This window comes from Paraburkholderia sp. J11-2 (genome assembly GCF_905220185.1).
Taxonomy (GTDB): Bacteria; Pseudomonadota; Gammaproteobacteria; order Burkholderiales; family Burkholderiaceae; genus Paraburkholderia.
On sequence record NZ_CAJMYY010000007.1, the window covers coordinates 102,539 to 126,799 of the forward strand.

The 24,261-nt window shown below is 63.6% G+C and carries 25 protein-coding genes; 19 read left to right on the top strand and 6 right to left on the bottom strand.

The features are described 5' to 3' along the window. The first annotated feature begins 63 nt into the window (after window positions 1-63). Window positions 64-1,128: a hypothetical protein gene (locus U5A57_RS11905; protein ID WP_321911030.1), complete on the top strand. Its 1,065-nt coding sequence runs from the start codon at window positions 64-66 to the stop codon at window positions 1,126-1,128. A gap of 14 nt (window positions 1,129-1,142) precedes the next feature. Here U5A57_RS11905 and U5A57_RS11910 read toward each other — a convergent pair whose 3' ends face one another. Further along, window positions 1,143-2,087, bottom strand: a complete 945-nt coding sequence (locus tag U5A57_RS11910; RefSeq protein WP_321911031.1) for a LysR family transcriptional regulator — start codon at window positions 2,085-2,087, stop codon at window positions 1,143-1,145. 127 nt (window positions 2,088-2,214) lie between these two features. On the opposite strand from U5A57_RS11910, the gene U5A57_RS11915 reads away from it, so the two are divergent. Together U5A57_RS11915 and U5A57_RS11920 are read left to right on the top strand one after the other, a co-directional pair. Further along, window positions 2,215-2,856 (top strand): glutathione S-transferase, encoded by a 642-nt coding sequence (locus U5A57_RS11915; protein WP_321911032.1) that lies wholly within the window; start codon window positions 2,215-2,217, stop codon window positions 2,854-2,856. Window positions 2,857-2,889: 33 nt separating this feature from the next. Further along, window positions 2,890-4,917, top strand: coding sequence for a pyridoxamine 5'-phosphate oxidase family protein (locus tag U5A57_RS11920; protein WP_321911034.1), 2,028 nt, complete (start codon window positions 2,890-2,892; stop codon window positions 4,915-4,917). A 10-nt stretch (window positions 4,918-4,927) separates the two neighbouring features. On the opposite strand, the gene U5A57_RS11925 is transcribed toward U5A57_RS11920, so the two are convergent. Continuing rightward, window positions 4,928-5,584 (bottom strand): glutathione S-transferase family protein, encoded by a 657-nt coding sequence (locus tag U5A57_RS11925; protein WP_321911037.1) that lies wholly within the window; start codon window positions 5,582-5,584, stop codon window positions 4,928-4,930. A 174-nt stretch (window positions 5,585-5,758) separates the two neighbouring features. On the opposite strand from U5A57_RS11925, the gene U5A57_RS11930 reads away from it, so the two are divergent. The 11 genes from U5A57_RS11930 to U5A57_RS11980 all read left to right on the top strand — a co-directional run bounded on the left by U5A57_RS11930 (window position 5,759) and on the right by U5A57_RS11980 (window position 15,336). After that, window positions 5,759-6,775: a LysR family transcriptional regulator gene (locus U5A57_RS11930; protein WP_321911038.1), complete on the top strand. Its 1,017-nt coding sequence runs from the start codon at window positions 5,759-5,761 to the stop codon at window positions 6,773-6,775. A gap of 268 nt (window positions 6,776-7,043) precedes the next feature. After that, on the top strand, window positions 7,044-7,805 hold the full coding sequence (locus tag U5A57_RS11935) for an SDR family oxidoreductase (RefSeq protein ID WP_321911040.1): 762 nt from the start codon (window positions 7,044-7,046) through the stop codon (window positions 7,803-7,805). Window positions 7,806-7,818: 13 nt separating this feature from the next. Beyond that, window positions 7,819-8,223, top strand: a complete 405-nt coding sequence (locus U5A57_RS11940; RefSeq protein WP_321911042.1) for a nuclear transport factor 2 family protein — start codon at window positions 7,819-7,821, stop codon at window positions 8,221-8,223. Between the two features lie 35 nt (window positions 8,224-8,258). Next, on the top strand, window positions 8,259-8,981 hold the full coding sequence (locus tag U5A57_RS11945; RefSeq protein WP_321911044.1) for a hypothetical protein: 723 nt from the start codon (window positions 8,259-8,261) through the stop codon (window positions 8,979-8,981). Between the two features lie 102 nt (window positions 8,982-9,083). Beyond that, window positions 9,084-10,031: a D-2-hydroxyacid dehydrogenase family protein gene (locus tag U5A57_RS11950; protein WP_321911045.1), complete on the top strand. Its 948-nt coding sequence runs from the start codon at window positions 9,084-9,086 to the stop codon at window positions 10,029-10,031. Between the two features lie 171 nt (window positions 10,032-10,202). Further along, window positions 10,203-10,655, top strand: a complete 453-nt coding sequence (locus tag U5A57_RS11955; RefSeq protein ID WP_321911046.1) for a MaoC family dehydratase — start codon at window positions 10,203-10,205, stop codon at window positions 10,653-10,655. A 36-nt stretch (window positions 10,656-10,691) separates the two neighbouring features. After that, window positions 10,692-11,399, top strand: a complete 708-nt coding sequence (locus U5A57_RS11960; protein ID WP_321911048.1) for a flavin reductase family protein — start codon at window positions 10,692-10,694, stop codon at window positions 11,397-11,399. A 29-nt stretch (window positions 11,400-11,428) separates the two neighbouring features. Further along, the gene (locus U5A57_RS11965; RefSeq protein WP_321911050.1) at window positions 11,429-12,610 is read left to right on the top strand and encodes an alpha/beta fold hydrolase; all 1,182 of its coding nucleotides are present in this window, start codon (window positions 11,429-11,431) and stop codon (window positions 12,608-12,610) included. Between the two features lie 41 nt (window positions 12,611-12,651). After that, on the top strand, window positions 12,652-13,545 hold the full coding sequence (locus U5A57_RS11970) for an alpha/beta hydrolase (protein ID WP_321911052.1): 894 nt from the start codon (window positions 12,652-12,654) through the stop codon (window positions 13,543-13,545). 30 nt (window positions 13,546-13,575) lie between these two features. Next, window positions 13,576-14,364 (top strand): enoyl-CoA hydratase/isomerase family protein, encoded by a 789-nt coding sequence (locus tag U5A57_RS11975; RefSeq protein ID WP_321911054.1) that lies wholly within the window; start codon window positions 13,576-13,578, stop codon window positions 14,362-14,364. Window positions 14,365-14,424: 60 nt separating this feature from the next. Further along, complete coding sequence (locus tag U5A57_RS11980; RefSeq protein WP_321911056.1) at window positions 14,425-15,336, top strand: LysR family transcriptional regulator; 912 nt, start codon at window positions 14,425-14,427, stop codon at window positions 15,334-15,336. A 289-nt stretch (window positions 15,337-15,625) separates the two neighbouring features. Here U5A57_RS11980 and U5A57_RS11985 read toward each other — a convergent pair whose 3' ends face one another. Continuing rightward, entirely contained in the window at window positions 15,626-15,991 is a 366-nt protein-coding gene (locus U5A57_RS11985) for a hypothetical protein (protein ID WP_321911058.1), read from the bottom strand. A gap of 52 nt (window positions 15,992-16,043) precedes the next feature. Continuing rightward, on the bottom strand, window positions 16,044-16,532 hold the full coding sequence (locus U5A57_RS11990) for a hypothetical protein (RefSeq protein WP_321911060.1): 489 nt from the start codon (window positions 16,530-16,532) through the stop codon (window positions 16,044-16,046). A 153-nt stretch (window positions 16,533-16,685) separates the two neighbouring features. Between U5A57_RS11990 and U5A57_RS11995 the strand changes: the two genes are divergently transcribed. Next, window positions 16,686-17,381 (top strand): response regulator transcription factor, encoded by a 696-nt coding sequence (locus U5A57_RS11995; RefSeq protein ID WP_321911062.1) that lies wholly within the window; start codon window positions 16,686-16,688, stop codon window positions 17,379-17,381. On the opposite strand, the gene U5A57_RS12000 is transcribed toward U5A57_RS11995, so the two are convergent. Continuing rightward, window positions 17,378-19,390, bottom strand: coding sequence for a hybrid sensor histidine kinase/response regulator (locus tag U5A57_RS12000; protein WP_321911063.1), 2,013 nt, complete (start codon window positions 19,388-19,390; stop codon window positions 17,378-17,380). The genes U5A57_RS11995 and U5A57_RS12000 overlap by 4 nt on opposite strands. Before the next feature lie 192 nt (window positions 19,391-19,582). Beyond that, the gene (locus U5A57_RS12005) at window positions 19,583-20,893 is read right to left on the bottom strand and encodes an MFS transporter (protein ID WP_321911066.1); all 1,311 of its coding nucleotides are present in this window, start codon (window positions 20,891-20,893) and stop codon (window positions 19,583-19,585) included. Window positions 20,894-21,035: 142 nt separating this feature from the next. On the opposite strand from U5A57_RS12005, the gene U5A57_RS12010 reads away from it, so the two are divergent. Genes U5A57_RS12010 through U5A57_RS12025 form a run of 4 tightly spaced genes read left to right on the top strand, consistent with a single transcriptional unit; the run spans window position 21,036 to window position 24,258 of the window. Beyond that, window positions 21,036-21,368 carry a hypothetical protein gene (locus U5A57_RS12010; RefSeq protein ID WP_321911068.1) on the top strand — a complete coding sequence of 111 codons (333 nt, stop codon included), beginning with the start codon at window positions 21,036-21,038 and terminating at the stop codon, window positions 21,366-21,368. After that, window positions 21,343-22,152, top strand: coding sequence for an acetoacetate decarboxylase (locus U5A57_RS12015; protein ID WP_321911070.1), 810 nt, complete (start codon window positions 21,343-21,345; stop codon window positions 22,150-22,152). Before U5A57_RS12010 ends, U5A57_RS12015 begins: the two co-directional genes overlap by 26 nt. Window positions 22,153-22,186: 34 nt before the next feature. Continuing rightward, a complete protein-coding gene (locus tag U5A57_RS12020; protein ID WP_321911072.1) occupies window positions 22,187-22,969 on the top strand; it encodes a 3-hydroxybutyrate dehydrogenase in 783 nt (260 codons plus the stop codon). A 26-nt stretch (window positions 22,970-22,995) separates the two neighbouring features. Continuing rightward, window positions 22,996-24,258: a patatin-like phospholipase family protein gene (locus U5A57_RS12025; RefSeq protein ID WP_321911074.1), complete on the top strand. Its 1,263-nt coding sequence runs from the start codon at window positions 22,996-22,998 to the stop codon at window positions 24,256-24,258. Window positions 24,259-24,261: the final 3 nt, after the last annotated feature.

Here is a 24,261-nt window from a genome sequence, read left to right on the forward strand (position 1 = left end):
GAATCGACCGCGGGCGCCCCGCTCGCGCAGTCATCTCCGCTGCCTGGATCGAAGGGACATGGCATGTTCAGAAACCTCGTTGATTTCGCAAGGCAGGTGCGACGCAGCGAAGACTTTAAAAATGCGCTCAATACGCCAGGCCGCCTTGCCCTCCATGCCAAGCAACGCCTTAATCGCGGCCACTTCGTTATCGAGATCCGGGCGAGTTCGGGCTTCTTTTCCGTCATGCAGATTGTCCTGTGTATCCTCCTGTACTGCGACGAAAAGCGTCTGACGCCCGTCATTTCCGCGCGTGGCGGCAGTTATGGCGACCCGCAAGGCAAAATCGACTGGCTAGCCGAATGCTTTGAAAACCTCGCACTGCCTGCCATGCCGCAAGCGCAGCGCTCTGGTTTGCGAACGTCGGTCGTGCGCGATCTCGGCGATCTGGGTTTTCGCCGTTACGAAGCCGGCCTCGGGCTGCAGCGGGCGAGCACACTATTCCTCTCGAACTACCGGCCAAGCGAGTCGATCCGGGAGGAAGTCGCGCGCATCAGCGAACGGCTCGATATCGGTGCATCGACACTGGGCGTCCACTTTCGCGGCACGGATAAAAAGTTCGAAGCCCATACGATCGAATGGAGTGCGTTTTGCCATAAGGTCGAGAAAACGCTTGCGGAAGATCGCCATCTCACCCGCATCTTCGTCTCCAGCGACGAGCAGGCGTTTCTTGACTTCTTCCTGAAGTGGGGCTTCGCGGTGCCCGTGAACGTCGCGCCTGCCGCGCTTCTCGCGAGCGGTGAAAAACCCGTGCACTTCAGCGGTCATCCCGGACTCGCCATCGCCCGCGAAGCCCTGGTCACGAGCCTGCTTCTGGCCAATTGCGGGCATTTGATCAAGACGCCCTCCTATTTGTCGGCGTGGTCCAAAATCTTCAATCCTGCGCTGCGGGTCACGCTTGCCGTGGCACCGCGCGAGAACGCATTCTGGTTTCCCGATAGCCAGATCTGGAGCGAGCAGCACGGGCGCGAAAGTGAGAGCGGCCTGGTCAATCCGGAAATCGAAATCGCGCCGTTCGAGTCGCCTTTCACGGGAACAACCGGGACGGCTGCAAACACGGGGACCTTACCCCGACCCTTCGACGCTTGAAGGCACAGTATTTCTCACGCCGCGCTTTTCGCCACTCTCGCCTTCAACGCCTCGATCACCGCCCGCACCTTGCCCGACGGATAGCTCGTCGGCGCAAACACGGCCTGCACGTTCGAAGGCACGCCGGACCATTCGGGCAGCAACCGCACGAGGGTGCCGGACGCCACATCGGCGCGCGTCGAGAAGTCGGTCAGCGCGGCAAAGCCACCGCCCGCGAGCACCGCGGCGCGAGCCGAGGTAGCCGTGTTCACGCTCATGGCGTTCACGCAGCGCACGCGGCGCACGGCCTTGTCGCGGGTGACGCGGCCCGCGGCGAGCCGCCCGGCGTCGCGCGTCAACTCGAGCGTCGACGGATGCCGCAGCACCGTCATCGCGATATGCGGCAAGGACGCCAGTGCCTTCAGCGAACCCGGCATGCCGTGCCGCGCGACGAACGCGGGGCTCGCGACCAGCCAGCGCACGTAGCTGCCGAGTTTCACCGAACGGTAGTTCGAGTCCGGCAAATTGCCCAGCCGCACCGCCAGATCGATGCCCTCGCCGATCAGATCGACATAGTGGTCGGCACAGACCAGTTCGATTTCGAGTTCCGGATACGCGCCGCGTAAATCGACGAGCGCGGGCGCCACGACCTGTGCGCCGTAGTCAACCGGCGCGCTCACCCGCAGCGTGCCGCGCGCGGGCGATGCCTCGCCCGACGCCGCCGAAAGGGCCTCTTCCGTCATCTGCAGGATGCGGCAACTGGCGTCGTAAAACGCGCGGCCCGCGTCGGTCACGGAAAGTCGCCGCGTGGTGCGCGCGATCAGGCTCGCACCAATCTCGCGTTCGAGCCGCTGCATATGCGCGCTGACCATCGTCTTGGCGATGCCAAGCCGCTCGGCCGCCGCCGTCAGCGACCCCGCTTCGACCACGGCGACGAACACCGCCAGCCGGTTCAGATTGACGTCGCGCACATCGGTCATCGGCGATTGTCCACTTTCGATAGAAAATGATTACAAGCTTAGCAGTCTTCTCGCGCACGCAGTCATTGCCTAATCTGCAAACTCCCTGCCGCTTCTTTCCGAAGCGCTTTCGTTATGGAGAATGCCGATGCCTGCTGCCCGTCCCGCCACGCCGATCCGCCTGTACACCACGCTGCTGTCCGGTCACGGGCACCGCGTGCGGCTGTTCCTCTCCCTGCTCGATCTGCCGTTCGAGATCGTGCCGGTGGATCTCGCCGCAGGCGAGCATCGCCAGAGCGCGTATCTGGAGCTCAATCCATTCGGCCAGGTGCCGACCATCGTCGACGGTGACACGGTGCTGTTCGATTCGAACGCGATTCTCGTGTATCTGGCCAAGCGTTACGGCGATCCGTCGTGGCTGCCGGACGACGCACTCGGCGCGGCAAACGTGCAACGCTGGCTGTCGCTTGCCGCCGGCCCTATCGCATACGGCCCGTGCGCCGCGCGTCTCGTCCATGTGTTCAAGCGCGATCTCGATCTGGCGCGCGCACAGGAAACCGCTGCGACGCTGCTCCCGCTGCTCGATACCGAACTCGCGCACAAGCCATTCGCGGCAGGCAGTCACGTAACGATCGCCGATATCGCCGCGCATACCTACATCGCGCATGCGCCTGAAGGCGGCGTGTCGCTCGAGCCGTATGCGCATCTGCGTGCATGGCTCGAACGCGTCGCCGCGTTGCCGGGCTTCGTGCCAATGCCATCGACGCAAGCGGGCCTGCTAGCGGCCTGAACGGCGCGCGCGCGTCACCAACCCGAGACCGTCATGAATGCACTGCCTGAACTGAACCCCTATCACGCGATCGGCCCGTTTCACGACGGCGAACGTGAGGCGCAATCGCGGGCGGGCGTCGCCGACATCGCGCTCGCGTACGGCTCGCGCGGTATTCGCGACCAGATGCCGGACCAGCATCGTGCGTTCTTCGCGATGCTGCCGTTCATGGTGTTCGGCGGCGTCGATGCAAACAGTCAGCCCTGGGCGACGATGCGCGCGAACACGGCGGGCTTCGTATCGACGCCGGACAGCCGCACGCTGCGCATCGACGGCGGCGCGTTGCCGGGCGACCCGCTCGCGGGAAGCTGGGTGCCGGGCGCGCGAATCGGCGGGCTCGGCATCCAGCCGCACACACGGCGGCGCAACCGCGTGAATGGCGTGATCGAAGCGGTAGACGGCGACGTGGTCACGCTCGCGGTCAAGCAAAGCTTCGGCAACTGCCCGAAGTACATCAACGGCCGCGAGCCGACGTTCGTCGGCAACGTGCCGCCGAACGCGTCGGTCGAACACGCGGATTCACTCTCGGAAGACGACCGCGCCCTGATTGCCCGCGCCGACGCATTTTTTATCGCGAGCGCCAATCTCGACGATGCAGCCGCAGCCGGGCGCGGCGTGGATGTCTCGCATCGCGGCGGCGCGCCCGGCTTCGTGCGGATCGACGACGCGCGCACGCTGACCGCGCCCGACTTCAGCGGCAACAATTTTTTCAACACGATCGGCAACCTGCTGCGCGAGCCACGCGCGGGGCTGCTGTTCGTCGACTTCGAGCGCGGCGATCTGCTCTATCTCGCCGTGCGCGCCGAGGTGATCTGGGACGGCCCGGAGGTCGCGCAATTCCCGATGGCGCAGCGGCTGCTTCGCTTTCATCTGCACGAGGTGCGGCGCGTGCGAGGCGCGTTGCCGCTGCGCTGGTCGGCGGTCGACTATGCGCCGCAGTTCGAGCAGGTGTTAGCCGCTGCGCCGAAAAAAACCGACGCACCCTCATGGCGCACGCTGCGCGTGGCCGACGTGCACGACGAATCTCCAACGATCCGTTCATTCTCTTTCGAACCGGTGGACAGTCGGCCACTCGCACCATTCGAAGCCGGGCAATACCTTCCGCTGCGCATCGCCGCGCCTGGATCGGACAAGCCGTTCATGCGCACATATACGCTCTCTGCGGCGCACGATGCCGCGCGTCCGGCGCGCTACCGGATCAGCGTGAAGCGCGACGGCGCGGCGTCGCGCTGGCTGCATGAACACGCGCGCATCGGCTCGCTGATCGACTCTCTGGCGCCACGCGGGTCGTTCAAGCTCGATGCAAGCAGCCCGCGCGCGATCGTGCTGGCCGCAGCGGGCATCGGCATCACGCCGATGCTGGCCATGCTCGACGCGGCGCTCGCGCTCGAACCGCAGCGCCGTATCCATGTGTTCCACGGTACGCGCGGTGAGCACGAAAGACCGTTCGCCGCGGTACTGCGCGAGATCGAACGTGCGCATCCGAACGTGTCGGTGCATCTGTACGACAGCGCCGCGCAGCACGACGCGCCCGATGGCGAGAGGCTCGCGGGCCGCGTGAACGTGAATGCCTTGCGCCGCTTCCTGCCGTTCGACGACTACGACTTCTATCTGTGCGGCCCCGAAGCATTCATGCGCGACTTGTACGATGGGTTGCGCGCGCTGAATATTGCCGACGAGCGCATCCGGTTCGAGGCATTCGGTCCGTCGAGCATGAAGCGGACGTCGCCTGAGCAACCTCCCGTTGCGGGAGACGCGACGAAAGGCGGTCCGGTGACATTTGCCCGCACAGGGAAAAAGGTGCATTGGGAGCCGCAGCAGGGTTCGCTGCTCGATGCAGCCGAGCGCTGCGGCACGAACGCGGCGTCCAACTGCCGCTCCGGCATGTGCGGAACCTGCGCCGCGCGCGTGCTGGAAGGCGGCGTGGAATACGACGAACCGCCGGAATTCGACGTCGAGCCAGGCTACGCGCTGATCTGCGTCGGGCATCCGGCGGCGGGCGGCGTGACGCTGGATCTCTAACCGCTGTTCGCTACACGCCGTGATTTGCGTCAATGAGACCCGAGGCCTGCAGTTCCTCCAGGTCGGGGAGCGTCGAGGAAAACGCCGTGTATTGCATCGCTTGCTGCGTGAGCGCGGCTAGTTGCGGGAACGATTCGCTGTGGAATAGCCGCGGCAAGACCACCGAGGCACTTTGGAACGCCACGACTGCCATGATGTCGGCCTGCGAGATGCGCGAGCCGAGCAACCATGGGTCCGCATGCGCCGCTTCCAGCACGCACAAGCCGCTCTGCAGCTGTTCCCGATAACCGGCCTGCAGGTGAGCGAGCCGGTGGGCCTCGGGACGCAGCATCAGCTCGTCGCAATAGCGGGCCACCTTGTCGTAACAGGCGCAACCGTAGCCGACGAGCTGCATCGCGTGCACGCGCTCCGGGCCGCTCGCCGGCATCAAGCGCTGGTCGGCCGGCACGATGCTGTCCAGATAGTCGACGATCGCGTGGCTGTCGATGAGCACCTGGCCGTCGTCCAGCTGCAGTGCGGGCACGCGCACCATCGGATTGAACACCCTCACGCGTTCCGGTTCCCGATAGGCGTGATAAGCCAGATGTTCGAACGGAATCTGCAGCAGGTTTAGCGTGATCCCCACCCGCCGCGTGTAGCCGGATATCCACGGGCCCACCAGTTTCATCGGCAATCTCCAGCGGTGCGCGTTGGACAGCGCAGAAAGCCGAGTTTAGCGGCTTTGCACGGGAGACGCCGTTGCCGTGGAGGAGCCGCGGCGGGCCCGTGGCACCGTCGGCAGCGGCAGTTTAGACTTCGCGCTGGGCGTGCTGGCCTCGCCCGGATCCGACGAGGTGAGGACATGGATATCGTGGTAGCCATGAAAGTATTCGCGCGAGTGGTGGAGACCAATAGCTTCACGCGCGCGGCGGAGACGCTGGACATGCCCCGCGCGCGCGTGACAGTGATCGTCCAAAGCCTCGAAGCGCACCTCAAAACACGCCTGCTGCAACGCACAACCCGCAGTATCAACCTGACGCCAGACGGTGCGGCCTGCTACGAGCGTTGTGTGCGCGTGCTTGCGGACATCGACGATATCGAAAGCTCCTTCCTCGGCAAGCAGCGTTCCCCGCGCGGCAAGCTGCGTGTGGACATGCCCGGCGCGCTCGGCCGCCTCATCGTCATGCCCGCGCTGGGCGATTTTCACGAGCGGTATCCGGAAATCGACCTGATGCTCGGCTTGGGCGACAAACCGCTCGATCTCGTCCAGGAAGGCATCGATTGCGTGGTGCGCATTGGCACCCTGCAGGATTCGTCGCTCGTCGCGCGTCGTGTCGGTGTGTATCAGGCCGTCACGGTTGCCAGCCCGGCGTATCTCGACAAGGCAGGCACCCCGCAAACCCTGGCCGAGCTGGCCAGTCACCGCGCGGTGAATTACTACTGGCCCCGCACCGGCCGCATCATGCCTCTCACGTTCCAAGCCGATGGCGGCGAACTGACCGAGGTGAAAATGTCCGGCTCGATCGCCGTGAACGACGCCGAGGCGTATCTGGGCGGCGCGCTAAGCGGGCTCGGGATCGCTCAGGGCGCGCGCTTCATCGCGCTGCCCTACCTCGAATCGGGCGCATTGGTCGAAATCCTTTCGCCATGGAAGCCGCCGACGCTGCCCATTTCCGCTGTTTATCCGCACAGCCGCCATCTCTCCGCCACCGTGCGCGCGTTTATCGACTGGATCGCCGAGCTGTTCCGCACGAACCCGTTGATGTCCAGCACCCCGGAAGCCGAAGCGCGGTGCCGCCCGACGAGCGTCGACGCCCAGGACGCCCGGGATGCCGTTGGCGCCAACCTCACTGGGGACGAAACGCTACCCCTTGGCTGAGGCGAAAATAATCAGGCACAAATACCGTGCATTGTTCTCCTTTCCGATAACACTGTTGAACCGAACGCGAGATTTATCGGGCCGGCGTTAGCCACCACAATCGGATCATGGTTCGTTTGGCGAGTGACCCCCGCACCGGTGTGCCGACGCAACGCCGGCGCAGCGCCAATGCGGCGCGCGCAGGTGTCGCGGCATTTTTTTGCATGGGGCTCGGTTAAATTTAATTCGCCATCCTAACGTTTAACTCGTTGCAATCAGGAGCACAATCATGAAACTCAGCGGCAATACCGTATTCATCACGGGCGGCACCTCGGGCATCGGGCGCGCACTGGCAGAAGCCCTCCATCGCCGTGGCAACAAGGTCATCGTCGCGGGGCGGCGCAAGTCTCTGCTCGACGAGATCGCGAGGCTCAATCCCGGCATCGATACCGTCGAACTCGATATCGGCAACGCCACGCAGATTCGCGAAGTCGCCGCGCAATTGATCACGCGTTATCCGTCGCTGAATGTCGTGATCAACAACGCCGGCATCATGCCATTCGACGACGCCGGCGGCGCACTCGACGACGCACAGGCCGTGCGGCTCGTGAACACCAACCTGCTCGGGCCCGTACGCGTCAGCGCCGCGTTCGTCGAGCATCTGAAGCGACAGTCCGGGTCGTACATCATCAACAACAGTTCCGTGCTCGCGTATGTGCCGCTCGCGGCCACGGCGCTGTACTCCGCGACCAAGGCAGCGATTCACTCGTACACGCTTTCTCAGCGCTTCGCACTGCGCGATACGAGCGTGAAGGTGCTCGAGATCGCGCCGCCCTGGGTCGATACGGACCTCGTTCACAAGAGCGGCGACCCGCGCGCCATGCCGCTCGACGCCTTCATCGCCGAAACGCTGAAGCTGCTGGAAACCGCGACGACGGAGGTCGTGGTCGATGCGGCGAAGCCGATGCGCGACAACGCCGGACCCAACGAACACGCTTTCGTCGAACAGTTCAACCAGTTCGTCGTCGATAACCCGATTCCCGTTGAATGAGAGGCGCCTGACCATGACCACCGCAACTGAAGCGAAAAACACGGCGTTCGTGCTCGAAGCGCTCGAAACGCTGTTCAACAAGAAGGACTACGAGAAGGCCGCGCAGTTCTGGTCCGATGCCTACGTACAGCACAGCCGGCACGTTCCCGCCGGACGCGACGGGCTCTTCGGCCTCGTAAGTTCGATGGGCGATATTCGATTCGAGTACGACATGGTGATCGCCAAAGACGACTTCGTCTGGGTGCACAGCCGCTACACCAGTTCTGCCACGCCTGCCGCGCTGATCGCCGTGGATATCCTGCGCATCGAAGACGGCAAGCTCGTCGAGCATTGGGACGTGCTGCAGGACGAACCGAAGCGCAGCGAGTCCGCCGGCGGCTACCCGATGTTCGGCAACGCATTCCCGGGCGAGCAATAACGCGCACGGCAACCGCTGCAGCCAAGGAATAGACAATGAGTACTTTGCTCGAACGCGCCGTAGAGGCACACGGAGGAATCGAAAAGTGGAAGACGCTGCGCACCGCTTCGGCCACCCTCGATATTGGCGGCGCCGTATGGCACCTCAAAGGCCAGCCGGACATGTTCCGCAATATCGCACTGGTGGCGAGCCTTGCACGGCAGCACGTCTCGATCATGTCGCCCCAATCCGGCTGGCAAGGCACATTCACGCCGGATGCCGTGCGCGTCGAGTCGCTCGAGGGTCACGCCGCCGAAGAGCGGCGCGCACCGCGAGATTGTTATCGCGGCCATGTTCAGGAGACCTCATGGGATCGTTTGCACGCGCTTTACTTTACCGGCTACGCGCTCTGGACTTATCTGACGATCCCGTTTCTCTACACATACCCCGGTTTCCATACGGAAGAGCTGCCTGAATGGGAAGAAAACGGCGAAGTCTGGCGACGGTTGAAGGCCACGTTTCCAGACTCGATTGCCAGTCACACGCGCGAGCAGATTTCGTACTTCGGCGCGGACGGTCTGCTGCGCCGCCACGACTATACCGTCGACGTGATGGGCGGCGCACCTGGCGCCAACTATGCGTCGGACTATCGCGAGGCGAACGGCGTGATGGTGCCAATGTCGCGGCGCGTGTTTGCCTACGACAAGGCGAGGCGCAAGGTTGGCGAGCCGTTGCTCGTGTCGATCGACTTTCGCACGATCGAGTTCGGCTCCGGCTAAACGAGCGCGGCAAACCGCTTCGGGATTACCATTGCACCGTGCATACCGGCATAGCGCGTCAACCGCAAGCTAACCGAAACATCGCTGCAGGAGGTCACCCCCATGTCCAGCCCATCGCCTGCCCGTATCGCCATTCTCGACGACTATCAGAACATCGCGCTCGACATGGCGGACTGGTCGCCGTTGAAAGGCCGCGCGGAGATCACCGTTTTCAACGACCATGTCGCGCAAACCGGGCAGGTCATCGAGCGCTTCACACCGTTCGACGTGCTATGCGTGATGCGCGAGCGCACGCCGCTCACGCGCGAGATTATCGAGCGCCTGCCCAATCTCAAGCTGATTGCCTCGACGGGCCCGGCCAACGCCTCGATCGACATGGACGCGGCGGCGGATCACGGCATCCAGGTTGCCGGCACCGGATATTGGTCCACCCACACGATCGAATTCACGTGGGCCTTGATTCTGGCCATGGCCCGCAATCTGACCGTCGAGAACCGGTCCGTGCGCGAGGGCGGCTGGCAGACCATGCTCGGCACGGAACTATCGGGCAAGACCCTTGGCCTGCTCGGGCTGGGCCGTGTCGGTTCAGCGGTCGGGGTGATCGGCCAGGCGTTCAGGATGAACGTCATTGCCTGGAGCCAGAACCTGACGGCCGAGCGTGCGGAGTCCAAAGGCGTCCAGTTGGTCGACAAGGAGACGCTGTTCTCGACCTCCGACTTTCTCTCGATCCACGTTCGCCTGAGCGAGCGCACGCGGGGCCTGGTCGGCGCGGCGGAACTCGCGAAAATGAAGCCCACGAGCCGCATCGTCAATACGTCGCGCGGCCCGATCGTCGATATCGCAGCGCTGCTCGCGGCGGTGAAAAGCGCAAAGATCGCAGGCGCGGCCCTCGATGTGTACGACACCGAACCGCTGGCCCCAGACGACCCGTTGCGCAGAACGGAGAACGTGCTCGTCACGCCGCATATCGGCTACGTGACGCGCGAGATGTACCAGACGTTCTACGGCGATACCGTACGCAACATCGTCGCGTGGCTCGACCAGGCCTGACAGCCCGCCAGGCGGCATTCGCGCCGATTATTGACCGGATTGGAATGCCGCTTTCAGCGCACCCCTCTTTCTCCCTCCCCGGACGTTGCCTACAGTAGCTTCAGGTTCCGCGGGCAAGCAAGCCGGCACGACCGGCCAGCTTGCCGCCCGCTCCCTGAAAAGGACACGTTCATGAGTCAGGAAACGCTCTACTTCGACGACCTCAAGGTCGGCGACACCTTCACCACGGGCACGCATGAAGTCGGTTCAGCCGACATCAAACGCTTCGCCGCGGAGTTCGATCCGCAGCCGTTCCATCTCGACGATGAAGCGGCCCGCAACACGATGTTCGGCTCACTCGCCGCGAGCGGCTGGCATACGGCGGCGATGACGATGCGTCTGCTCGTCGACGACGGTCCGAAGCTGGCCAACGGTGTGCTCGGCGCCGGCTGCGAGATCGAGTGGAAGCTGCCGACGCGCGCGGGCGACGTGCTGCATGTCGAAAGCGAAGTGATGGAGCTGATTCCTTCGCGCTCGCGCAGCGAAATCGGCACCCTCGTGCTGCGCTCCAGAACACTCAATCAGCAAGACCAGGTCGTGCAGAACATGACGGCCAAACTGATCGTCGCACGCCGCCCCGCATAACGCTGCGCACCTGACACCGTTTCAAGGACACGCTTCATGATCATCGACCCCACCACTCAGGACGCCGCTGCGAACTACAAGCTGCTGATCGGCTCGATCCTGCCGCGCGCCATCGCCTGGGTCAGCACACTCTCCACGGACGGCGTCGCCAACCTCGCGCCCATTTCGTTCTTCACCGCCGTGGGCCGCAAGCCGCCGATGATTTCCATTTCGATGCAGCCCCGCTCCGACGGCGTGACGTTGAAGGACACCTTCGTCAATATCCGCGACACCGGCGAGTTCGTCGTCAATATCGCCAATCTCGAGCTTGCGGATGCAATGCATCGTAGTGCATACGAATTTCCTTCCGATATCGACGAATTCGACGCACTCGGACTCGAGAAGGCCGATTCGCTGACGGTGCGCCCGCCCCGCGTGAAGGCCGCGCCGATCGCGCTCGAATGCAAGCTCGACCGGATCATCCCGATCAGCGATTACGACCACGTGATATTCGGTGAAGTGCTCCGTTTCCAGATCCGCGATGACCTTTACCTCGAACGTGGCCGGATCGACACCAGCGCCCTGCAAGCCGTTGGCCGCCTGGCGGCCGAATACACGGTGGTACAGAGCGCGTTCACGACGCCGCTCGCCCCGGAGGTGCTCGCGCGCCTGCAGAACAAGCGCATTGGCCGGCTCGACGACTTTGACGACAACTACTCGCCTGTCGATGCCGCGAACTGGTCCGCATCCGGCGCGACACGCTGATCTTCGAACCGCCAGCGAGAGAAACGAACATGCATCCGACTCATTCGACCCAGCCCGCGCTCGTATTCATCCACGGGTTCCTCGACGGCGCCCAGATCTGGGAAGACGTCACGCGGCACCTCGGCCAGCGCGCGGCCGGCGCGCTGTGCATCGATCTGCCCGGCATGGGCGCGCGCGCCGACGACCCCGGCCCGTTCAGCCTCGACCGCTTCGCAGCAGACATCACAACGCAGGTTCGCACGCTGTCGCGACCGGTCGTGCTCGTCGGCCATAGCATGGGAGCGCAGATTGCCGAACTCGTCGCACAACGGCTGGATCACCAGGTCCACGGCCTCGTGCTGTTGACGCCGGTGCCGCTGGGCGGCGCGAGACTGCCCAAGGAAGCCATCAGTGCGTTCCATGCAATCGGCGGCAATCCGGCGGCGCAACGCGAGCTACGCCGCAATGTCTCGGTAAGCCTCGATGACGCGCGGCTCGAACGCCTCGGCCAGCTCGGCGACCGCGTGGCCGCCCGGGCGGTCGGCGTCTTTGCCGACCTCTGGAACGCGGGGCATGCATCCGGCGCAGAACCCTCCCGGTATCGCGGCCCGGTCCTCATTATCCGCGGCGACGGCGACAGCTTCGTCGACTTCGCCATGCTTTCCTCGGGCGTGATGCCGCGCTTCAAGGCGCCTTCCATCGCGTCTATCGAGCACGCTGGCCACTGGCCGCACGTCGAGCAACCGGCTGCCGTTGCACATGTCGTCGAGTCGTTTCTCGCCGATATCGAACACGCGCCCAATGCCGCGCACTCGCAGGACACCCCTGTCGCCCCACAAGGATGGACCCGGGCCTTCGAGCAGAAGTCCGCGGATGCCTTTGCGGACGCATTCGCATCGAACGTCGTGCTCGAAGCGAGCGTGCTCGCGAAGCCGGCTGTCGGCATCGAACAGGTCAAGACCGTGATGACCACCGCGAGCAAGATCTACGAGGCGCTCTCGTTCACGCATGAGGCACACAGCGGGCTGCGCGAATACCTCGAGTGGGAAGTCCAGGCGTTCGGCGGCGAGCGCATGCGCGGCGTCACGGTGCTCACGAAGAACGCGGCGGGCAAGATCGTCCACGTGGCGATCCATCATCGGCCGCTCGGCGGCGCGCTGAAATTCTCCGCCGAACTCGGCCGCCGCCTGCAAGGCAAGGTGGACGCGAGCCTCTTTTATCCCGGCGCGTGAGTGGTATCCACGCGCAATCATCCCGATTCCAGGAGTGTGAAATGGTGCAACGTAGCGATGTTGAATTCGAAGTGGACGGCGGCGTCAAGCTGCGCGGCTGGCTCTTCACGCCGCCCGGCGAAGGAAGGCGCCCCGCCATCACGATGGCGCACGGCTACGCCGGCGTGAAGCAGCACGGTCTCGAGCCGTTCGCGCGCGCCTTCGCCGAAGCGGGCTTCGTCGTGCTGCTGCACGACCACCGCGGCTTCGGCGCAAGCGAGGGTACGCCGCGCCACGACATCGACCCGTGGCGTCAGATCGCGGACTGGCGGCGCGCGATCAGCTACCTCGAAAGCCTCGACGTCGTCGATCCGGCGCGCATCGGCCTCTGGGGGACGAGCTATGCGGGCGGCCACGCCATCGTGCTGGGCGCAACCGAGCGGCGCCTGCGCTGCGTCGTCGCCCAGGTGCCGACGATCAGCGGCTACGAACAGGGGCTGCGCCGCATTGCGCCGGAGAACGTCGCGGCCATCGAAGAAGCCTTCGCCGACGACGACCGCGCGCAACTGCGCGGCGAGGCGCCGCGTCGCCAGGCAATCGTCAGTGCCGATCCCGCGGTCGCCGCGTCGTATCGTGCAAAAGACGCGATCGACTTCTATCTGCAGTCGCTGCCGGAAGGCGTCTGGGAAAACAACGTGACGGTGCGCTCGACGCGCGCGGCGCGCATGTATGAGCCGGGCCAGTGGATTGCGCGTGTATCGCCGACTCCGTTGCTGATGGTGGTCGCCACGCGCGACGCGATCACGTTGACGGACCTCGAATTGACTGCCTACGAACGCGCGCTTGAGCCCAAGCGGCTCGTGACGATCGAAGGCGGGCACTTCGATCCGTATTTGTCGCAGTTTCAGATTTCCAGCAGCGCCGCGCTCGAGTGGTTCAAGCAGCACCTCGGCTAATCTCCGCACTCACGTTTCAAGGATCACCTCATGGCTCACCTGACTGTCAGCTTCGACGGCGCGCTCGCGACGATCGTCATCGACCGCCCTCCGCAAAATCGCATCGACGACCTGATGATCGACGAACTCGATGCGGCCGTCACCGCAATCGAGCGCAGCGAAGCTCGCGCCGTGCTCGTGCGCAGCGTTGGCGAAAACTTCTCGTTCGGCGGCGACATCATGACCTGGCCCGATGCGAGTGTGCGCGAACTGCGCGCGCGTTTCGGGCGTTACCTGTCCGTGTTCAATCGCTTCGAGCACCTGCCGCTGCCGGTGGTCGCCGCGGTGCAGGGTCTGTGCTTCGGCGGCGGCTTCGAACTCGCGCTGCGGGCAGACGTGATCTTCGCCGCCGAATCGGCGACCTTTGGCCATCCCGAGCAAACACTGGGCATCGTCACCGTGCTCGGCGGCATCTACCGCGTCGCGGAACGCGCGGGACGCTCGCGCGCTTCCGAATGGGCGCTCACGTCGGAGAAAGTGCCCGCCGCCACGATGGAGCGATTCGGCATCGTGAATCGCGTGGTGGCCGACGCAGCGCTGCTGGATGAAGCGACCCAGTTCGCGCGCCAGCTCGCGAGCGGCCCCACGCGTGCCTATGCCGCGCACAAGGCGCTGCTGCGCGCATGGGCCGTTGGCGGCGTCGCGGCGGCGGACGAAGCGATGCTCGACATTGCGATGCCGCTGTTCGAAACCGACGACGTGCAACGCGGGCTGCGCTCCGCCGTCGACGCGCTGAAGGCGGGCCGCCCACGCCCGGCGATGGACTTCAAGGGCATCTGAAAGCAGGTGTCGCGATTGTGCGGTCTAATGGCGGCGTCCCTTCGAACGGAGACGCCTGTCATGGACCGCATCGCAGCGATGAACGCGTTCGTGCGCGTGGTCGAGGCCGGTACGTTCACGAAAGCGGCCGAGACGCTCGACATGCCGAACGCGTCGTTGACGCGGCTCATCCAGAAGCTCGAAGAAGACCTGAAGGTGCGTCTGCTGCATCGCACCACGCGCTCGGTGACGGTCACGCCGGAAGGCGCGCTCTACTACGACCGTGTCGTGCGTTTGCTCGCCGACCTCGCGGACATCGAATCGTCGACGACCCATGCGCGGACCAAGCCCTCGGGCAAGATCCGTGTCGACGCGGCGACGGCGATCGGCACACTGGTGCTCGCGCCGGCGCTCGATGACTTCTACCGCACCTATCCGGACGTCCAGATCGAACTGGAGGTGGGCAATGAGCGCGCCGACCTGATTGCCGAGGGCTTCCACTGCGCGATCCGCGCCGGCAAGGTCGACGAACCGTTTCTCGTCGCACGGCAGATCGGTGCGTTCGGCTTCACCACATGCGCGACGCCGGCGCTGCTCGACGCGCACGGCACGCCCACCTCGCCGGATCAGTTGAGCAACTTTCCGACCATCGGCATGATTCCCTCGGGCGCAGGCTACCCCGCGTCATTCCCGTTTTTGTACGACGATCGAAAAGAGGGGCTGCCGCTCACTCACCGGCTCATCGTCAACGATACGAATACTTATCTGGCAGCCGGCCTCGCGAGCCTCGGCATTATCCAGGCACCCGCCTATTCGGTGCGCGACGCCATTGCCGCGGGAAAGCTCGTGCCGCTGCTCGAGGACTGGTCGCAGCCCACCTACCCCGTGCACGTGATCTATCCGCCCAACCGCTATCTGAGCGCGAAAGTCCGTGTATTTATCGACTGGCTCGTCGAGCTGTTCGAACACAATGAGCTTCTGCGACGCCGATGAGATTCAGGCGTCACGCTCGAAAAAAATAAATGCCGTGCGGCGCGATACGCGTGCCGCACGGCGAACGCCAACAACCCTGTAGTTATTGCTGGGTCTTCAAGGGCGGCGGTTGTTCTTGCAATCTCCTTGCCTGAACGAGGGACAACGGAACCCCGAGCGTTGCTGTGTCCGATGCCAGCATCGCGTTCCCGCTAGTGCGAATGGATGGTTCTTTCGCTGATTTTTTGGTGGTCTCTCACGCTTCCCGTATTGCTTTGCTATGCCCCCGCTTTTCTGCTTCCAACATTATTCAGCCCATTGCCTGCCCCCCGGACATGACCGCGAACCGATCCAGCAAACACTTCAGCCGACGCTCCTGAACGTACAGAATGCCCGGTGTGGACCGGAGTTCGAGCACACGAGCGTGCCAATAGCCCGCACCGAAAATCTCCATCGCTTTATCTGCGCCAATGGCGCTTTCGAGGTGAGCAATCGCGGTGTCGAGAGTGTGGACAGTGTAGGGACTGTGAGGCCGCCGCTCTGTCTCTGTCTTTGTTTCAATCGCTTTGTCGCGCCCTGCCCGCCGGCCTCCCACCTGGCTTTCGCGTTCCTGCGCGAGCAGGGATTGCAGGCGCCTTTCATCAACGGCGTCGTACTCGATGGAATGGTCTTGCATCGCACGATCTCCTCGTCAGCCAGGCGGTTCAGTCGGCCCATGCGTTGATCGTTCACCAATTACCATCGAGCCCATTGAGCCCGTCGCGCCGCTCGCTGATGATGACGGTCTGGCCACGGTTGTCGTGATTCACCAGGGTCACATCCGTGCACACGGCGCGCTTCGCTGCGGCCCCGCGCCGGTGCCGCGCAATCGACTCCAGCAGACTCAGCGTGATGCAGAAGCTCCGGTCGATCTGCTCCGTCCAGCACTTCTGGTCGTAGGCGCTCAAGGCCTGCACGAATACGTCGTAGATCTGGTCCGGGAATTTCACGCCGCTCGACTCGATGCGCACCATCAGCGCCCTTGCCCGCAGAAGCTCCGCCAGGATCGTGGCGTCAGGCTGCGTTGCCGGTTCCGCCTCCGGCTCCGGCTTGCACTGGCGCGCACGGGTTTCGTCGTCCGACGCGAAGCGGAAAATATTCAGCAGGCTTTTGAAGTCGGCATGCGGCGTATGCATGGTGGTGTCCCTAGTCGTCTGAACTGCACGTCCGAACTGCATTGACGCCATCGTGCTCGTTTCGGGACGCTGGAAAAACCGGCCATAGCGGGGGAAATACGCCTCCAGAAGGTGGCCCCGGATGCGTCCCCCGCTATGGGGGGATCGCAACCAGATGAATTACGGGTACAGTGGTCGCGACTAGAGAGGCGCCCGATGGACAACCTGTATTTCCGCCACGTACTGCTCGTAGAAGACGAAGGCCTGACGCGTATCGCGATGAAGAGCCTGATTCTGACTTCGGAGCCGACGCTCGATATCGACGAGGCGGGCTCGTACGACGCCGCCGTCGAGCGGCTCCAGAACAAGGCTTACGACCTCGTTTTTCTCGACTACCAGATCGGGAACAATCACACCGGGCTCGACCTGCTGCGCTGGCTGCAGGACAACGAGCGGGCTGCCCATGTAGTGATGCTGTCCGCGCAGGACGACCGCGAAACCGTGCTGGACTGCATCAAGAATGGCGCTGGCGGCTTCATTTCGAAGGCCAGCGAGGAAGGCGGCGCAGTGTTCCGGGAGGCCCTGCAGACGATCCTGAACGGACGCGTTTATCTGCCCAACAGCGTGCTCGGCAAAGGCGGGCATACCCCGCAGTCCCCGGGCCCGAGCAAGGGCGTGCCGATCGACTCGCTGAACCTGCCGCCGCGCCTCGCGCAAACCTTGGGCTTTCTATTGCAGGGCATGTCGAACAAGGCCATCGCGCGCAAGATGAATATCTCTGAGAACACCGCAAAGGAATACATCAGCGATCTGCTGAGCCGCTTCAACGTATCGCGGCGTACGTTCCTGATCGTCGAAATGGCGCGCCGGGGCATTGAGATTCCCACCGTGGCGCATGCCCCGGCGGTCTAACTCGCCCGGGCCGACGCCTCCGTCAATTCGAGCATGCGCGCAATCAGCAGGTCGGGAGACAACGGCTTGCTGAGCACGCAGCGCTCCGGCAATACGCCCTGCGTGCTGGCCACGGCTTCGCCCGTCACCACGAGGCACGGCACGGGCCGCGCAACGTGCTCGCCAAGCAGACGAATGACGTCGTGTGCGGTCGACATCTCCGGCAACCGGTAGTCGCTGATCACCAGGTCCGGCACGCGTTCGATCGACTGCAGCAGTTCGCTGAGTTCGGCGGCGGAGCGCACCGAATCGGACAGCACCCCCCACCGCGCAAATAGCGCTTCCATGGACGCGCGCACGAGGCTGTCGTCTTCCACCAGCAACACATAGAGACCGCGCAGCGACGACGGTGACTGCGACGCCACCGTATCGGCTGGCGGCAGCGTGGCATCCTGGAGCGCAAATTGATCCGCCACCGGCAAGCGCACCGAGAAGCGCGATCCGTGTCCCTCGATCGATTTCAGTTCGAGACGGTGCCCCTCGAGCAGGGACACCACCGCATTCACGATCGACAAGCCGAGTCCAAGTCCTTTCTCGCGGTCCCGCTCCGGATTGCCGAGTTGCACGAACGGCTGGAAGATCGTGTCCCAATGCTCCGGCGCAATGCCAATGCCGTTGTCGAGCACGTCGAGGCGAACATAATTAGGCATACGTACCAATCCCACTAGCACCGTGGAGCGCCCCGCTTTCGATGGATCCGAGTATTTGATGCCGTTCGCAATGAGATTGCTCAACACGCGGGGAATCCAGTCGGGGTCGGTACGCACCCATGCCGGTTTTTGCAGCGCCCTTGCATAGCGCAGCGTCACGCCGCGGCTCGCCGCGAAGGACGCGAGTTGCTCAACCGTCTCCGCGATTACGCGGCTTAAGTCGACGCTCGTATAGACCGGGTCGACATGGCCCGATTCGAGCTTCGACAGGTCGAGCACCGCGTTGAACAAACGCGCCGACAACACGGAAGCCTTGCGCGCCTCGCCGATCAGCTTGCTCGATGCTTCGATATCGCGCGCGTCCAGCGCTTCGTCAGCCGCGGCAAGAAAAAGGTTGAGCGCGTGCATGGGCTGGCGCAGGTCGTGCGCGGCTGCCGCCATGAAGCGCGATTTCGCCCGGCTCGCCTGCTCGGCGGCTTCGCGCTGCTGCTCGCGCAACGCGATCAGGGCTTCCGACTTGGTCTGCTGGTCGCGACGCGCGCGCTCGAGATCCTGGTGCTTTTGCGCGAGTTCGGCATTGGCGCTTTGCAACGCGTCGTTGCTATGGGCAAGCGCCTGGACGGCGACATAGCGGTCGCGCACATGCCGCTCGGCGTTCACGTTGACGCTATGGCCCAAAAGGGCGACGTTCAACAGGTAGAACATGCCCGCCGCGAAGTTATCGGGCTCGACCGCCTGAGTGAGCACTTGCGCCGCCACGATCACGGTTATCACGCACACGGTGAGTATGAAAGTCGCCTTGGCCCGCAAGCGAAGAAAGCCGAACAGATAAAAGAGAATGAGATAAAAGCCGACGAAGAAATGGGTGAAATTGAACGGACGTGGCGCGAGCACCGTTTGCATCAACAGGCAGAAGCACATGAACGCCAGCCCCGAAAGCAGGATCCAGTGTGCAACCTTGTCGCGATGAAATTCGAGTCTGAAGGCGAGCACAATGCCGACGGTCGCGCCCAATGCCCCCGCGCAACGGAACGCGAACACCTCTGGAAAGTACGGCCGGAACACCGTGCTGGTCTGCGCGAGACTGATTTCCCAAAAGCCGAAACACACCCAGATCAGCGTGCCGAGCACTAAGGCCGCGCGGCGAAAGTCGGCAAAACGCCGGCCGTAGTCCTCCGTGAATTCGCGCTCGACCTGCGGATCCTGGAATCGGGCTGGCCAGCAAAGCATGTCGACCAGCCATGCGCGAATCGCGCTGGGCGCATGCGATCGTTTGAGAAATGCCGAGTCCGTCGCCGATTGAAACCTGAATATGCTCATCGCATCTCGCCGGTATGCTCGCAGGCCTCGCGAAACAGGAAGCACGTCTTGTGCTTAGGCGTGCCAATCCATTTTAGTCCGTCACTATCTTGCTCACTCGTAAAGTGTCACGTTCCAGCCCTGGCCTGCGAACCCGCATTCATGCGCAATGAATTTGGGCGGCAGGCCGCGCATACCGTCGCTCGTTTGTGATCAACCGACGAGCGCCGGTGCCTCTTCTTCCTGTGCGACAGCGATCTTGCCACGCACGAGCGCCACATAGGCGAGTGCCGCCAGCAGCGACATTCCCGCGCCAATGTAAAGCGCAAGATCGAACGAACCGGTCTTCTGAACGATGAGACCCGTCACGATCGGCGCGCAGGCGCCGCCCAGGTAGCCGCCGAAATTCTGCAGCGAACCGAGCGAACCCGTATAGGCCGCGGGCGCAAACACGCTGACCATCGCCCATGCGATCGTCGTGGCGGCCGTTCCGCAGAACATGGCCCCCGAAAGGCATGCAATCGCGACCGCGTTGCTCGTGCTCGACACCGCGCAAATGACGAGCAGCGTCTGCACGAAGAGGAACACGCACGCGGGCGCCTTGCGGCTCGTGGTCAGGCTCGCGCCGCGCTTCGAAAGCCAGTCGACGAGATAGCCCGCCGTGATCGCGCCCACTACCGCGCACGAATACGGAATGGCCGCCATCCAGCCCACTTGCACGAGGCTCATGTGCCGCTGCATGTGCAGATAGCCGGGCAGCCACGTATTGAAGAGCCAGTTCACGTAGATGATGCCAAAGTAGCCGGCAAGCATGCCCCAGGTGGTGCCGGACCGGAAAAGGCTCGCCCACTGCCGCAGGCTCACCTGCTGAGCGCGCGCGCCGCCATGGGCGGGCGTGCCGAAATAGGCTCGCTCGTCTTCACCGAGCGCGACTTCGTGCGGGCTGCGGTATTTGAGCCCCCAAACGAGCGCGACGATCAGTCCGAGCACGCCCATGATGACGAACATCCAGCGCCAGCCGAACGTCAGCATGAGCCCCGTGATGAGCGGCGCGGCAATGCCGGTGCCGAGATAGCTCGCGCACATGAACCAGCCGGTGGCGCGGCCGCGATCGCGCACGGCGAACCAGTCTCTCGCCGCGCACGCGGCGGTCGGAAACTGCGGTGCCTCCCCCACGCCGAGCAGCGCGCGCGAGCCGGCGAACGCGAGGGTGCCTGTAGCCGCGCCGCACAGCATTTGTGCCGTGGACCAGACGGCAATGCCGGCGGTGAGCACACGGCGCGGACCGAACCGGTCGATCATCGGCCCGATGGGCAACTGGGCGACGGCGTAGGCCCACAGAAACGCGGACAGCAGCAGCCCCATTTCCGAAACGGAAAGGCCGAGGTCATGCCGGACAAGGGGATTGGCCACCGCAAGCGCGGCGCGGTCGATGGTGCTGATCGATACACAAATGACCAACAGGATGAGGGTTTGACGCTGAATGGTTTTGACGCGCCGTGAAGGCGCCACGTCAGGCTGCATAGTGTCTCCGTAACTATTCTCGCTACCGGCGGGCCTGCCCCGCCGCCTTCCCCGCAGGAAGCGACGCTATGTTACGCCAGACAACCCAAAAGATGTATTACAACATCGACTGTGCTGCAGGTCGGGGCGCGACGCGGCGTTCGTGCACGATGCAAGGGGGCTGGCCGCCCTTCCCGATCCACGCATTAATCTATTTCGTGTTTTGAGCGCGGCATTCCTCATACGTTTTCACGCAGATAAACGTAATGCGCTGATTAAGCGCCGGAAATTGGCAAATGCGAGGCCGAATTCATTACCTGAAAATAACCGCGTTATGGCCAATAAACTTTCAATTTCCTTTTTATTTAACGAAATCGAAACGGTGTTTTATCGCCATAAATGCGATTGTGTCATGGTTTCCCCTTACCATCTGTTGCGACGTTTTCACGCAACCTGGCCTGGAGAACAGTATGGATCTGGCAAGAATCCGCCGTGATGCTTTCGCAATGCCGATGCACAACCCCGCGTATCCGCGGCCGCCGTTTCGCTTCGTCAATCGCGAATATTTCATCATTACCTACGAAACCGATCCCGATGCGCTGCGCGCCATCGTGCCGGAGCCGTTGAAGCCCGAAAACAATCTCGTCCACTACGAATTCATCCGCATGCCCGACTCGTCGGGTTTCGGCGACTACACCGAAAGCGGCCAGGTGATCTCCGTGCGCGATCCGCAAGGCCGTCTCGCGAATTACACGCATTCGATGTATCTCGACGACGAAGGCCCGATTGCCGGCGGACGCGAAATCTGGGGCTTCCCGAAGAAGCTTGCACGCCCCGTGCTCGCGGTCGACGGCAACGACACGCTGCTCGGCACGCTCGATTACGGCACGCAGCGCATCGCGACCGGCACGATGGGCTACAAGCATCATGTGCTCAATAGCGAAGACGAGCGCCGCAAGCTCGCCGACACCCCCAACTATCTGCTCAAGATCATTCCGCACGTGGACGGCACAGCACGCATTTGCGAACTCGTGCGCTTCTATCTGCGCGACGTGACTGTGCGCGGCGCATGGAGCGGCCCGGCCGCCATCGAACTGCATCCGCACGCGCTTGCGCCCGTCGCCGATCTGCCCGTGCGCCGCGTGGTGGGCGCCCGCCACGTCATTGCGGACCTCACGCTCGACATCGGCGAAGTCGCCTTCGACTATCTCGCTGACGCATCCAACCACGGCGCGAGCCGCGGCGCCGCCTTGGACGAAGCCGAAACCGAGATCGCCTGATCTTTTTATCTATTTCACTTAGTAAGGAATACGTATGTATTTGAAAGATAAGGTGGCAGTCATCACGGGCGCCGCGAGCGGCATTGGCGAACATTGCGCACGCACGTTTGCGAGCCAGGGCGCGGCAGTCGTGATTGCCGACCTCAATCTCGCCAACGCCGGCAAGGTGGCGGACAGCATCGTGGCCGCAGGCGGCAAGGCGCTTGCCGTGGCGATGGATGTGACCAACGAGGAAGCCGTGAACGCCGGCATCGACGAAGCGGCGAAAGTCTTCGGTGGGATCGACGTGCTCGTGTCGAACGCGGGCATCCAGATTATCAGCCCCGTAGACGAGTTTGCGTTTGCCGACTGGAAGAAGATGCTCGCGATCCATCTCGACGGCGCGTTTCTCACGACCAAGGCCGCGCTCAAGCATATGTACGCGAGCGGCAAGGGCGGCTCGATCGTCTACATGGGCTCGGTGCATTCGCACGAGGCTTCGAAGCTCAAGGCAGCGTATGTGACCGCGAAACACGGTCTGCTCGGCCTGGCGCGCGTAGTGGCGAAGGAAGGCGGCCCGCGCGGCGTGCGCGCCAACGTCGTGTGCCCGGGCTTCGTGCGCACGCCGCTCGTCGACAAGCAGATTCCCGAGCAGGCCAGGGCGCTCGGTATTTCGGAAGCCGACGTCGTGAAGAACGTCATGCTCAAGGACACCGTGGACGGCGAGTTCACCTCGCTCGACGACGTGGCCAACACGGTCGCGTTCCTCGCGGGCTTTGGGTCGGCGGCGTTGACGGGCCAGTCGGTCCTCGTCACGCACGGCTGGTCGATGCACTAAGCGACAAACGAACGAAGGGAGAACGTATGCGCAGCAGCACACTAACCGCACGCACGGAGCGCAAGCCGTTTGAGCTGCCGCGCTACGACGAAATCGCCCTTGTTTTGCAGGGCGGCGGCGCGCTCGGGTCGTATCAGGCCGGCGTGTTCGAAGGGCTCGCGCAGGCTGGCGTCGAGCCGCATCGCATCGCGGGCGTGTCGATCGGCGCGCTCAATACGGCGATCATCGCGGGCAATGAGCCTGCGCAGCGCGTAGAAGCGTTGCGTGGCTTCTGGGAGTCGATCTGCCATCCGATCGACTGGCTCGGCAACCTCAGCGCCCTCGCCATGCCGATGTTCAGCCATCAGGAACTGGCGCGCCGCTGGGCTAGCATGTGGGCCGCAGGCCGCGCGATCACGGAGGGCCAGCCTGGCTTTTTCGCACCGCGCCGCCCGCTGCCCATCGCGGGCTGGCACAAGGCAACGCCGAGTGCCGTGAGCTACTACGACACCGCCGCATTGAAGTCGACGCTGCAACGTTTCGCCGATTTCGACCGTATCAACGATGGCCCAATCCGGGTGTCGGTGGGTGCTGTCAATGTTCGCAGCGGCAATCTCGTGTATTTCGATAACGCGAAAATGCGCCTCGAGCCCGAGCACTTCATGGCATCCGGCGCGCTGCCGCCGGGCTTTCCAGCTGTGGAAATCGACGGCGAATATTACTGGGACGGCGGCCTTGTGTCGAACACACCGCTCACGGAAGTGCTGCGTGACGCGGACCATAAGGACACGCTCGTCTTCCAGGTCGATCTCTGGAGCGCGAGCGGCACTGTGCCCGCCGATTTCATGGACGTGGCCGAGCGAGCCAAGGACATTCAATACTCGAGCCGCACGCGCGCCATCACCAACATGCTTGCCGATCGGCAAAAGCACGCGCGTTTTATCAAGGAACTGCTCGAGCACGTGCCCGCCGAGGCGCGCAGCAGCGATCCCCTCTTCCGGCTCGCCGAAAAGGTGGCCGACGGTTCGTCGATCAACGTGGTCCACCTGATCTACAAGAACAAGCCTTACGAAGGGCATTACAAGGACTACGAATTCAGTGCCGACACGATGAAAGAGCACTGGTCGAGCGGCGTAGAAGACATTCGCGCCTCGTTCGCGCATCCGGACTGGTTCGCGATACCGAGCCGCGAACAGGGCTTCGTCACGCATGACATCCATCGGCGCGCGGGCGAGGTGCCTGAGTCGGACCGCGCCGAGCTGAGCGCCGGCGCTTCGGGGCAAGTGGATTTGACTCGCAAGGTCGCGTAGGCA